Annotated in this window: 11 protein-coding genes; 9 read left to right on the top strand and 2 right to left on the bottom strand. The window is 68.1% G+C overall.

From position 1 onward, the window contains the following. Position 1: 1 nt before the first annotated feature. Genes AC4ELH_RS00375 through nicT form a run of 3 tightly spaced genes read left to right on the top strand, consistent with a single transcriptional unit; the run spans position 2 to position 2,229 of the window. Complete coding sequence (locus AC4ELH_RS00375; RefSeq protein WP_448448978.1) at positions 2 to 733, top strand: FadR/GntR family transcriptional regulator; 732 nt, start codon at positions 2 to 4, stop codon at positions 731 to 733. Positions 734 to 742: 9 nt separating this feature from the next. Further along, positions 743 to 1,072, top strand: coding sequence for an ArsR/SmtB family transcription factor (locus AC4ELH_RS00370; protein ID WP_064886877.1), 330 nt, complete (start codon positions 743 to 745; stop codon positions 1,070 to 1,072). A 56-nt stretch (positions 1,073 to 1,128) separates the two neighbouring features. Continuing rightward, complete coding sequence (gene nicT / locus AC4ELH_RS00365; RefSeq protein ID WP_448448977.1) at positions 1,129 to 2,229, top strand: Nickel transporter NicT; 1,101 nt, start codon at positions 1,129 to 1,131, stop codon at positions 2,227 to 2,229. Here the strand turns inward: nicT and mtr are convergent. Together mtr and AC4ELH_RS00355 are read right to left on the bottom strand one after the other, a co-directional pair. Continuing rightward, positions 2,226 to 3,611: a mycothione reductase gene (gene mtr / locus AC4ELH_RS00360; RefSeq protein WP_498882951.1), complete on the bottom strand. Its 1,386-nt coding sequence runs from the start codon at positions 3,609 to 3,611 to the stop codon at positions 2,226 to 2,228. The genes nicT and mtr overlap by 4 nt on opposite strands. Before the next feature lie 9 nt (positions 3,612 to 3,620). Further along, entirely contained in the window at positions 3,621 to 4,658 is a 1,038-nt protein-coding gene (locus tag AC4ELH_RS00355; protein WP_498882950.1) for an alpha/beta hydrolase, read from the bottom strand. A 325-nt stretch (positions 4,659 to 4,983) separates the two neighbouring features. On the opposite strand from AC4ELH_RS00355, the gene mqo reads away from it, so the two are divergent. From mqo to cobA, 6 genes are all read left to right on the top strand, one after another. Further along, positions 4,984 to 6,423, top strand: a complete 1,440-nt coding sequence (gene mqo / locus AC4ELH_RS00350) for a malate dehydrogenase (quinone) (protein ID WP_276029272.1) — start codon at positions 4,984 to 4,986, stop codon at positions 6,421 to 6,423. A gap of 13 nt (positions 6,424 to 6,436) precedes the next feature. Then, positions 6,437 to 6,922 carry a GNAT family N-acetyltransferase gene (locus tag AC4ELH_RS00345; protein ID WP_064886870.1) on the top strand — a complete coding sequence of 162 codons (486 nt, stop codon included), beginning with the start codon at positions 6,437 to 6,439 and terminating at the stop codon, positions 6,920 to 6,922. Between the two features lie 116 nt (positions 6,923 to 7,038). After that, positions 7,039 to 8,925 carry a magnesium chelatase subunit D family protein gene (locus AC4ELH_RS00340; RefSeq protein WP_448448975.1) on the top strand — a complete coding sequence of 629 codons (1,887 nt, stop codon included), beginning with the start codon at positions 7,039 to 7,041 and terminating at the stop codon, positions 8,923 to 8,925. Between the two features lie 34 nt (positions 8,926 to 8,959). Further along, on the top strand, positions 8,960 to 9,574 hold the full coding sequence (cobO, locus tag AC4ELH_RS00335; RefSeq protein WP_448448974.1) for a cob(I)yrinic acid a,c-diamide adenosyltransferase: 615 nt from the start codon (positions 8,960 to 8,962) through the stop codon (positions 9,572 to 9,574). Between the two features lie 88 nt (positions 9,575 to 9,662). Next, on the top strand, positions 9,663 to 11,039 hold the full coding sequence (locus tag AC4ELH_RS00330; RefSeq protein WP_498882949.1) for a cobyrinic acid a,c-diamide synthase CobB: 1,377 nt from the start codon (positions 9,663 to 9,665) through the stop codon (positions 11,037 to 11,039). A 9-nt stretch (positions 11,040 to 11,048) separates the two neighbouring features. Then, positions 11,049 to 12,266 (top strand): uroporphyrinogen-III C-methyltransferase, encoded by a 1,218-nt coding sequence (gene cobA, locus AC4ELH_RS00325; protein WP_064959945.1) that lies wholly within the window; start codon positions 11,049 to 11,051, stop codon positions 12,264 to 12,266. Positions 12,267 to 12,286 lie beyond the last annotated feature (20 nt).

Below are 12,286 nucleotides of genomic sequence, written 5' to 3'. Positions count from 1 at the left end.
CATGACAGCCGAACCGGATCCCCAGCCCGCCGCGGAAACGGCCGGTGCCCTGCTGCGTCCGGTCCGGCTGGGCAATGCCTTCGAGGACACCGTGGGTCGGCTGCTGGAGACGATCCGACTGGGCGTATTAGGTCCGGGGGAGTCGCTCCCGCCAGAGCGTGAGCTTGCCGCGCGGCTCGGGGTCAGTCGCGACACCGTCCGGGAGGCGATCAAATCGCTCGCCGATGCCGGTTATCTGGTGTCCAAGCGGGGTAGGTACGGCGGCACCTTCCTGGCCGCTGAGTTGCCCAGGCACACCGCCGACGGTCCGAGTCCGACGCGCGCGGAGATCGACGATGCGTTGCGGCTGCGCGAGATCCTGGAGGTCGGGGCGGCGCGGATGGCGGCCGGACGGACGTTGAGCGCTGCCGAGCGGGAGGGCCTGTGGTCGCGGCTGGAAGACGTCCGCGCGGCCGAGCCCGACGATTACCGCCGCCTGGATTCGCGGCTGCACCTGGCCATCGCGGAGGCCGCGGGGTCGCCGTCACTGGTACCGCTGGTCGCCGAGAACCGCATGCGGCTCAATGCGCTGCTGGATCAGATCCCGCTGCTGCTGCGCAACATCGCCCATTCCGACGAACAGCACGAAGCGATCGTGATGGCGATCCTGGCTGGTGACAGCGAGCGGGCCGCCGCGGCCATGCTGGCCCACGTCGGGGGATCGGCGGCCTTGCTGCACGGCTTCCTGGACTAGATTCGTACCGTGGACCGGCACGGTAAACAGGTCCAGGTCGAACGCGCGTCGTCGGCCTTGGCCGACGTCGACACCCCAGGGTGGGCGCAGCGCTTCGACCTGCTGTCCGACCCGCACCGGCTGGAGATCCTGCTCGGCCTGCACCGCGCGCCGGGCATCTGTGTCAGTGACCTGGCCACGGCTCTCGGCCGCTCGGAAAACGCCGTCTCCCAGGCGTTGCGTGTGCTCCGGGACCAGGGCTGGGTCACCTCCACCCGGGCCGGCCGGACGGTGAACTACCGGCTCGAGGACGAGACCGTGCACGACCTACTGCACTGGATCGGGGCCCGGCACGGCTGAAACCGTGCTCATCTGTTCACCTGGACAGATATCCAGTGCCGTCCTAGGCTCGCCGAATGACCATTGGCGCGGCTCCCGAGGTGACGACGACGAAGCCGCAGCCATTCGACCGCCCAGACTGGATTTCGATTGCGATGGTCGGCGCGGTGGTGTTGTTGCTGCATGTATTCGGTTGGGGCGTGCTGGTTTTCGGGGTTGCCCCGCAACACATCACGCTGGGATCGGCCGGCGTGTTCGGGGTCGGAATCGGAGTCACCGCCTATCTGCTGGGCGTGCGCCACGCGTTCGACGCCGACCACATCGCCGTCATCGACAACACCACCCGAAAACTCGTCGGTGAGGGCACGCGATCACTTTCCGCAGGATTCTGGTTCTCGCTGGGGCATTCCAGCGTGGTGTTCGGGCTTGCCCTGTTGTTGGCGTTCGGAGTTCATGCGCTGGCCGGACCGGTGCAGAACGACGAATCGTCGATGTTGCAGACCCTGGGACTGATCGGGTCGGTGGTGGCCGGAACATTCCTCATTCTGATCGGCCTGACGAATCTGTTCGCCGTGGTCGGTATCGCCAAGATCTTCCGCGCCATGCGTAGCGGACAGTTCGACGAAGCCGAGCTCGAACGTCAACTTCACCAGCGAGGCTTCCTGGCCCGCCTGCTCGGCCGGGTCATGCGACGGGTGAGCAAGCCGTGGCACCTGTACCCGGTCGGCTTCCTGATGGGCCTCGGCTTCGACACCGCCACCCAGGTGGCGCTTCTGGTGCTGGCGGCGGGTGCGGCCGCATTCACCTTGCCCTGGTACGCCATTCTCGTGCTTCCGGTGCTCTTCGCGGCAGGGATGAGCCTGTTCGACAGCCTGGACGGAATCTTCATGGCGCGGGCCTACGGCTGGGCGTTCCTGCAGCCGGTCCGCAAGGTCTATTACAACCTGACTGTCACCGTGCTGTCGGTCATCGTGGCCCTGGTGGTCGGGGTCATCGTTCTGGCCGGTCTCCTGGTCGAGCGCCTGGGCATCACCACGGGTCCGCTGGCATTCATCGGTTCGGCCGATCTGGAGTTCGTCGGGTTCGCGATCGTCGGGCTGTTCGTACTGAGCTGGCTTGTCGCCCTCGGAATCTGGCGGTTCGGCCGGATCGAGCAGCGCTGGGCTGCACGGGTCTAATCGATCAGGCCCAGCAAGGCGTTCTCGATCACCTCGGGCAGCGCCGGGTGAATCCAGTACTGGCCCCGGGCCACCTCTTCGGCGGTCTGCCCGAAGCTCATCGCCTGGATCAGCGGCTGGATGATCGAGGACGCCTGATAGCCCATGATGTGGGCGCCCAGTATCTTGCCGGTGGCACGGTCGCCGATCAGCTTGGCGATGCCGGTGGTGTCCTCCATCGCCCAGCCGTACGCGGTGTCGCCGTAGCCCTGGATCTTGGTGACATAGTCGTAGCCCTCGTCGCGGGCCTGCTCCTCGGTCAATCCGACCGTGGCGATCTGTGGGTCGGTGAATACCGCGGACGGTACGAATCGGTGGTCGCTGCGCACCATCGCGCCGGTGTCATCCCACTCGCGCAGCAGGTTCTCCCTGACCACCCGGGACTCATGGTTGGCCACGTGTTTGAGCTGATAGTCCGAGGACACGTCACCGAGTGCGAAAATGCCACGCGCCGTTGTGCGTTGGTATTCGTCCACGATCACCAGGCCGTCCTCGTCGACCTCGACCCCGGCGAGGTCGGCATCGAGCAGGTCCCCGTTGGGGACGCGTCCGGTGGCCACCAGCAGCATGTCGGCGGGCAGCGTCTTGCCGTCGTCGAGTTCGAGGACGATCTTGTCGCCGTCCTGATGAGAACCGACCACGTTCTCGTGGGTCCGGAAGTCCCACTTCTCCGCGGCCAGCGCGCTGAATTCCCGGCAGATCGTCTCGTCGCAATGGCTGAGAAGGCAGTCGCCACGCACCACGATGGTGACCCGCACGCCCAGCGCCGAGAACACATGGGCGAACTCGGCGGCGACGAATCCGCCGCCGACGATCACCAGGTGTTCGGGCAGCTCGGGGATACGCATGATGTCGTCGCTGGTGTAGTACGTGACGCCGCAGTCCATGATGGCCGGCGGGACGTAGGCGCGGGACCCGGCCGCGATGACCACCTGGTCGCTGCTGAATTCGTCACCGGCCTCGGTGCGCAGCGTGTAGCGGCCATCGGCGGTCTTGGGCCCGAAGCGGGTGTGGCTGCCGTACACCGTGATGTGGGGGTCGTTGCGGCGATAGTCCTCGCCGCCGGCGGCGATCGGGTCGATCCGGCCGAACACCCGCGCGACGACGTCGGGCCAGCGCACCTTGTCGATGTGGGAATCGATGCCGTACTTGGCGCTGTCCTTGATCGTGTCCGCGACGTCAGCGGCGTAGACGAACATCTTGGTGGGGATGCAGCCGACGTTCAGGCAGGTGCCGCCGAACGTGCCCTGCTCGCAGATCGCGACCTTCTTGCCGGCATAGCGCTCGTCGAGAATGCTGTTGCCCGAGCCGGTACCGATGATCGTCAGATCGTAATGCTCCATGTGCGCTCCCTATCCGGAAGATGTTGTGCTCGGCCGCGTTTGCAGGCTCAGGTAGTAGTCCAGCCAGCGGTCGAGCTCACCGTAGGCCGCCGTGCGGGCGTCGGCCATCGACAGGAACACGTCGTGCTTGGCGTCGGTGATCGGTGCGACTGTGGTGTGGTTACCCACGCAACCCGACCACCGTGCGATCTGGCGAACATCGAGTACCGCATCGCCGCGCTGCATCGCGGACGGATCGGAAGTTTCGGTGACACTCCGGTCCGAACGCAGGATCAGGTTCGGTACGCCGACGTCCAGGCCGCGGTGTAAGCGGGCCTGTCCGCGGCGGATCGCATTGATCCACCCGAGGGTGACAGGGAAGCCTCCCAACGGTTTCCAGTCGAGGTTGTAGTCGAAATCGCCGCCGTAGTCGCGGTGAAGTGTTGTGCCGTACCCACCTTCGGTGGGTCTGCGGATCACCGACAGCTTGCGCAGCCGGGCCAGGGCGATCAGCGCGGCCGATGTGGGTGCGGTGCGCAGGATCGCCGGGCCGTGCAGGTCGAAGAACGGGCTGTTCAGGATCAGTCCGCCGACGTGCAACGGAGCGAGCCGGCGGCTGCGACGCAGACGATCGGCGAACAACGTGAGGATCAGCCCTCCCGCCGAATGCCCGTACAGGCACACCGTGGCGTTGTCGGTGTCGGCCGCGATCACCTCCAGCGCGCGCTGAAGCTCGTCGTCGTACCGCGCCAGATCGGTGGTGAAATGCGCGGTCTGCCCCTCGTGTCGGGAGCGTCCGCACTTGGGGAGATCCAGCGCGTAGAACGCGAAGCCGCGCTCGGCGAATCGATCCGCCAGTTCGGTGTGGAAGAAGTAGTCGGTGTAGCCGTGCAGTGCCAGCACCGCGTGGCCGGGGCGGGCGGACCCGCTCGCCGTGGCGGCCGGGCCGCGGCGAACCAGCGTGGCGACCAGGTCGCCTTCGCCATCGGGATCAGGTCCTGCATCGATGGTCTGTTGCCAGAACCCCGGCAATACATCCGGCTCCCAAGAGGGCTCCCGTGACGTCACGGTTCCACCCTAGCCGCGCGCCGGAAACGGGTGTCGTAACGACGGCGGAGAGTCCGTTTGCCGGACCGGGGACCTGCAGAGTTGCCGGGCCACCCGCCAGATCCAGGGGTGCCCGGCGGCCGATGTCGGGTTGAGAAGGCCTGACGGGTGACGGATCGCACTACCATGCCTGGCCAACTGGGATTCGTCGCGCGATAACCTGGGCATAACAAAAGCCGTCCATGTCGACGGGCCGCGCAACAACAAAGGACGAGCGATCAGGGTGTCTGAGGCAAACGTGGGTACGACCGTGAAGACAGACGTCGTGCTGGTTGGGGCCGGCATCATGAGCGCAACCCTCGGCGCTCTGATCCGTCTGCTGGAGCCGGACTGGTCCATCACCATGATCGAGCGGCTCGACGGCGCTGCCGCCGAGAGCAGCGATCCGTGGAACAACGCAGGTACCGGGCACTCGGCGCTGTGTGAGCTGAACTACACGCCCGAGCTGTCCGATGGCTCAATCGACACCACCAAGGCCATCAACGTCAACGAGCAGTTCCAGGTGTCGCGGCAGTTCTGGGCCTACGCGGCCGAGAACGGCGTGCTGCCCGACGTGCGCGGCTTCCTCAACCCGATCCCGCACGTCAGTTTCGTGCACGGCGCAGGCAACGTCGACTACCTCAAGCGCCGGCATCAGGCCCTCGTCGGTAACCCGCTGTTCGCGTCGATGGAATTCATCGACGACAAGGACGAGTTCGCGCGCCGGCTGCCGTTCATGGCCGCCAAGCGCGATTTCTCCGATCCGGTCGGGCTGAACTGGTCGCAGCACGGCACCGACGTCGACTTCGGCGCACTCTCGCGCCAGCTCATCGGCTTCACCGCGCAGCGTGGGATGGACACCCTGTTCGGCCATGAGGTCCGCAACCTGCGCAAGGAATCGGACGGGACCTGGACGCTCAAGGTGACCAACCGGCGCACCGGTCTCAAGCGCAAGTTCAATGCGAAGTTCGTGTTCGTCGGCGCCGGTGGTGGCGCGCTACCGCTGCTGCAGAAGTCCGGCATCCCCGAGGCCAAGGGCTTCGGCGGATTCCCGGTCGGCGGCGCGTTCCTGCGGACCAACAACCAGGCGCTGACCGCAGGCCACCAGGCAAAGGTGTACGGGCTGCCGCCCCTGGGCGCCCCGCCGATGTCGGTGCCGCACCTGGACACCCGCGTGATCAACGGCAAGTCGTGGCTGCTGTTCGGTCCGTTCGCCGGTTGGACGCCGAAGTTCCTCAAGCAGGGCAAGTTCACCGACCTGCCGTTGTCGGTCAAGCCCAACAACATCATGTCGATGCTCGGCGTCGGGCTCACCGAGATGGGGCTGGTCAACTACCTGGTCGGCCAGCTGCTGCTGAGTGAGGCCGCACGGGTCGACACCTTGCGCGAATTCGCGCCCAGCGCAGTCGATTCCGATTGGGAGCTCGACATCGCCGGACAGCGCGTGCAGGTCATCCGGCGCAAGGGTGCGGGTGGTGTGCTGGAGTTCGGCACCACCGTGCTGACCGCCGCCGACGGCAGCATCGCCGGCCTGCTCGGCGCCTCGCCGGGCGCGTCCACCGCCGTGCCGGCCATGCTCGACGTGCTGGAGCGCTGCTTCACCGATCGGTACCAGAGCTGGTTGCCGAAGCTCAAGGAGATGGTGCCCTCCCTCGGTACCAAGCTGTCCACCGAACCCGGCCTGTTCGAGGAAGTCTGGGCGTGGGGCACCAAGGCGCTGCAGCTGGACGTCCCTGTGACTGCGTGACCGGGGCGGGCGGATGACGGTCGCACTACGCCGCAGTTGGGCCAAAGACCTAGACGTACCAACGCTTTACGAGCTGCTCAAGCTCCGTGTCGAGGTGTTCGTGGTGGAGCAGGCCACGCCCTACCCTGAGCTCGACGGGCGGGATCTGCTCGCCGAGACCCGCCATTTCTGGCTGGAAAGCCCGGACGGAGAAGTCATTTCGACGCTGCGGTTGATGGAGGAGCATCCCGGCGGCGAGAAGGCATTCCGGATCGGCCGGGTGTGCACCAAACGCAGTGCCCGGGGTAGCGGCCACACAACCCGGCTCATGCAGGCCGCGCTGGCCGAAGTCGGCGACTACCCGTGCCACATCAATGCCCAGACCTACCTGATCGACATGTACGGTCGGCACGGATTCGTCCGTGACGGCGACGAATTCCTTGATGACGGAATCCCGCACGTGCCGATGGTGCGGGCTGGGTTCCGGACCGACGAGCGCTTGCGCGAGGAGCCGACATGACCGACGAGCGCTTGCGCGAGGAGCCGACATGACCGACGAGCGCTTGCGCGAGGAGCCGACATGACCGACGAGCGCTTGCGCGAGGAGCCGACATGACCGACGAGCGAGTCCTCCTGATGACGGCCGAGACCAACACCTACCCGTTCAGCGCACTGGTGGGGCAGGACCGGCTGCGCCTGGCCCTGCTGCTGTGCGCGGTTCATCCCGAGATCGGCGGCGTGCTGATCCGCGGTGAGAAGGGGACGGCGAAATCCACCGCGGTCCGCGGCCTGGCTGCGGTGCTGTCCGCGGTCGACGACGACGCGCGCCTGGTGGAATTGCCGATCGGCGCCACCGAGGACCGGGTGGTCGGATCGCTGGATCTGCAGAAGGTGCTCCGCGACGGCGAGCACGCGTTCTCGCCGGGCCTGCTGGCCCGCGCCCACGGTGGCGTCCTCTACGTCGACGAGGTCAACCTGCTGCACGACCACCTGGTCGACGTGCTGCTCGACGCCGCCGCCATGGGACGGGTTCACGTTGAACGCGAAGGGATTTCGCACTCGCACGAGTCCCGATTCGTCCTGATCGGCACCATGAACCCCGAAGAGGGGGAGCTGCGCCCGCAGCTGCTGGACCGGTTCGGTCTGACCGTCGACGTCGCCGCCTCACGCGATGTCGACGTCCGCGTCGAGGTGATCCGCGCCCGCATGGCGTTCGAAGCCGACCCGCGGGCCTTCGTCGAGCGCCACGCGGGCGCCGATGCGGAGCTGGCCGACCGGATCGCCGCCGCCCGCGCGGCGATCGGCTCGGTCGAACTGCCCGACACCGAATTGCGGCGCATCGCGGCGCTGTGCGCGGCATTCGACGTCGACGGGATGCGTGCCGATCTGGTGGTGGCACGCACCGCCGTCGCTCACGCTGCCTGGCGCGGTGCCACCACGGTCGCCGAAGAGGACATCCGAGTGGCCGCCGAACTGGCGTTGCCGCACCGGCGCCGGCGTGATCCGTTCGACGACCCGGGCCTGGACCCCGAACGTCTCGAAGAGGCCATGCAGCAGGCGGGGGAGTCGGCCGCCCAGTCGGGCAATGACGCCGAGCCTGACCCCGATTTCGATCCAGACTTCGATCCGCCCGGCGGAGGCGTCGACTCCGGCGCGGACGGGCAGCCGGCACAGGGGAATTCGACGCCACGCAACTCGAAAACATCGGCGAACCGCCCGAGCGCCCCGCCGTCGGCGGTGTTCCGGACTAAGGCGCTGGTGGTGCCCGGAGTCGGCGAGGGCGCGCCCGGCCGCCGTTCGAGGGCCCGCAACCGCACCGGCACCCCCATCGCGGCCACCGCGGAACCCGGCAGCGGGCACGGGCTGCACATGTTCGCCACCTTGCTCGCCACCGCAGGCCGCCAACAGGGTGCGGGACTGCCGCGGCCCCGCCCCGAGGACATCCGGCGTGCGGTACGGGAAGGCCGCGAAGGCAATCTGGTGATCTTCGTCGTCGACGCCTCCGGGTCCATGGCCGCCCGCGACCGGATGTCGGCGGTCACCGGCGCGACGCTGTCGCTCCTGCGCGACGCCTACCAACGTCGGGACAAGGTCGCGGTGATCACGTTCCGTCAACAGGACGCTCGGGTGCTGCTGCCGCCCACCACCTCGGTGCACATCGCCGGCCGCCGGCTGGCCCGGTTCGACACCGGAGGCAAGACTCCGCTGGCCCAGGGGCTGCTGGCGGCCCGCGATCTGGTGATCCGGGAGAAGGCCCGTGATCGGGCCCGGCGCAGCCTGGTGGTGGTGCTCACCGACGGCCGCGCCACCGGCGGCCCCGATCCGCTGGGCCGTACCAGGCAGGCCGCGGCCGCGCTGGTGGCCGAGGGCGCTGCCGCCGTGGTGGTGGATTGTGAAACATCTTTTGTGCGACTGGGATTGGCCGGGCAACTGGCTGAGCAGCTGGGGTCGCCGGCAGTCCGGCTCGAGCAGTTGCGCGCGGCCGAACTGACCCGGCTCGTCCAGCACCAGACTGCCGCCTGACGCGGCCCCATACTCTGCGCAGAAAGGACCGCCCATGCCACAGGGACAGCCGCTGACGGTGCCCGACGACGGCCTCACCACCAAGGCCCGACGCAACGCGCCGCTGCTCGCCGTGCACACCGGGCCGGGGAAGGGCAAGTCCACCGCGGCCTTCGGCATGGCGCTGCGGGCCTGGAACCAGGGCTTTTCGGTCGCGGTGTTCCAGTTCGTCAAGAGCGCGAAGTGGAAGGTCGGCGAGGAGGCCGTGTTCGGTCAGCTCGGTCGGCTGCACGACGAGCACGGGGCCGGCGGGCCGGTCGAATGGCACAAGATGGGCTCGGGCTGGTCTTGGACCCGCAAGCACGGCAGTGATGTCGACCATGCCGCGGCGGCCGCCGACGGTTGGGCCGAGATCAAACGTCGGCTGGCGGAGGAGCGTCATCAGTTCTATGTGCTCGACGAGTTCACCTATCCGCTCAAATGGGGCTGGGTTGCCGTAGACGAAGTAGTCGAGGTGCTGAATGCCCGCCCGGGTAGCCAGCATGTGGTGATCACGGGCCGCGATGCCCCGCAGGCCCTGATCGACGCCGCGGACCTGGTGACGGAGATGACGAAGATCAAGCATCCGATGGATGCCGGCCGCAAAGGCCAGAAGGGCATCGAATGGTAGGCGTGGTCGCCCTCGTTCGCGCGAGCAGACGCGTAGGTGCCCGGAAACGGCCGTTGCGAGGTACCCAAGCGTCTGCTCGCCGGAAGAAATGAAAACCACCCCGGCAGTGGTGATCGCTGCTCCGGCCTCGGGCAGCGGGAAGACCACGGTGGCAACGGGTTTGGTCGGTGCGCTGCGCCAGGCCGGTCACACGGTGGCGCCGTTCAAGGTGGGTCCGGACTTCATCGATCCCGGTTACCATGCCCTGGCCGCCGGCCGCCCGGGCCGCAACCTGGATCCGGTGCTCGTCGGTGAGGATCTGATCGGACCGCTGTACCGGCACGGCTGCGCCGGCGCCGACATCGCGGTGGTCGAAGGCGTGATGGGCCTGTTCGACGGTCGCATCGAGGGGCAGATGACCGGTATCCCGCGGGGTTCGGCGGCCCAGGTGGCCGGCCTGCTGGGTGCCCCGGTGGTGCTGGTGGTCGATGCCCGTGGGCAGAGTCACAGCGTCGCGGCCCTGATCCACGGCTTCGTCACCTTCGACCCGGCGGTGCGGATCGCCGGGGTGGTCCTCAACCGGGTGGGTTCCGACCGGCACGAGGCGGTGCTGCGCCAGGCCTGTGAACACGCGGGGGCGCAGGTCCTCGGTGCGATTCCGCGGAGTGACGAGTTAACGGTCCCATCAAGACATCTCGGTCTCATCACCGCCGTCGAGCACGGCCGGCAGGCCCGTGACGCGGTGGCCGCAATGACCGCCCTGGTGGCCCGGCACGTGGATCTCGGGGCCCTGGCATCCGCAGCTAGCGCGCACGTCACCGCCGAGCCGTGGAGCCCCGTCGCCGAGTCGGTGACCAACGTCACGGTCGCCCTGGCGGCCGGCAAGGCCTTCAGCTTCAGCTATGCCGAGCATGCCGAGCTGCTGCAGGGGGCCGGGGCGCAGGTCGCCGAGTTCGACCCCCTGTCCGAACCGCTGCCCGCCGGTGCGGATGCGCTGGTGCTGCCCGGCGGGTTTCCCGAGCAGTTCACGGCCGAACTGTCGGCCAACGATGTTGTCCGCCAGCAGATCCGCCGCCTTGCTGCCAGCGGAGCCCCGGTGCATGCCGAGTGCGCAGGTCTGACGTATCTGGTCGACGATCTCGACGGGGTGCCGATGTGCGGTGTGCTGGCCGGTTCGGCGCGGTTCACCGAACGCCTCACGCTGGGCTACCGCGACGCGGTGGCGGTCGTGGACTCCAGCATGCACGCGGCAGGCGATCGGGTCACCGGTCACGAATTCCACCGGACTGCCGTCGAATTCGTCGAACAACCATCGCCCGCCTGGGCGTTCGCCGGGCCCGGCCAGGCGGGCCGGCGGGACGGTGCCGTGCAGCGCGGTGTGCATGCCGGATATCTCCACACCCACCCCGCGGCACATCCGGAGGCCATCACCCGCTTCGTGGCGTCGGCGGTGCCGACACAACGGTCGGGTGGCAGCAACCACTAAGCTCGGCGGGTGACCGAGAATGCCTACCTCGTCGGCCTGCGCCTGTCGGGCAAGAAGGTCGTCGTTGTCGGCGGCGGAACCGTCGCGCAACGTCGGCTGCCCCTGCTGATCGCCCATGGCGCCGACGTACATGTGATTGCACGGGCGGCCAGCCCCGCGGTGGAGGCGCTGTCGCACGACGACCCGGGGATCACCCTGCAACTGCGCGACTTCCGCGCCGGGGATCTCGACGGCGCCTGGTATGTGCTTGCGGCCACGGACGACTCCGAGGTCAACGCCGCCATCGCCGCCGAAGCCGACGAGCGGCGCATCTTCTGCGTCCGCGCCGACGTGGCGCGCGAGGGATCCGCCGTGACCCCCGCAACGTTCGACTCCGACGGCCTGTCGGTGGGCGTCCTCGCCGGCGGGGAGCACCGCCGTTCGGCGGCCATCCGCACCGCCATCCACGAAGCGCTACAGCGCGGCCTGCTCACCGCAGACGCCGGTGACGAGCCGGGGGAGGCGCCCCGTGGGGTGGCTCTCGTCGGCGGCGGCCCCGGCGATCCCGAGTTGATCACCGTGCGCGGACGCCGCCTGCTGGCCCGCGCAGATGTGGTGGTCGCAGACCGGCTGGCGCCCCAGGAGTTGCTCGCCGAACTCGGACCTCACGTCGAGGTGATCGACGCGGCCAAAATCCCGTACGGCCGGGCGATGGCGCAGGAGGCGATCAACCAGGTACTCGTGGACCGGGCCCGCGACGGAAAATTCGTCGTCCGGCTCAAAGGCGGTGACCCGTTCGTCTTCGCCCGCGGATATGAAGAGGTCCTGGCGTGCACCGAGGCCGGCATCCCGGTGACCGTCGTTCCCGGTGTGACGAGTGCCATATCGGTACCCGCACTGGCCGGGGTTCCGGTCACCCACCGCGGCATGACCCACGAGTTCGTGGTGGTCAGCGGCCATGTTGCGCCTGGCCACCCCGAATCGTTAGTCAATTGGAATGCGCTGGCGGCGATGACCGGCACCATCGTGCTGCTGATGGCCGTCGAACGCATCGAGCTGTTCACCAAGGCGCTCCTGGACGGGGGCCGACCTGCGGATACGCCGGTCCTCGTGGTGCAACACGGCACCACCCTCGCGCAGCGCACCCTGCTGGCGACACTCGGCGACGCGCCCGAGCGGATTCGTGCGGACGGCATTCGACCTCCGGCGATCATCGTGATCGGACCTGTGGCGGCCTTCGCCGGTTAAAGGATTCTTAAGATTCCGGT

Source organism: Mycobacterium shunyiense, assembly GCF_058270075.1.
The sequence above is the reverse complement of the archived record's forward strand: the minus strand, read 5'-3'. Positions and strand labels throughout refer to the sequence as shown.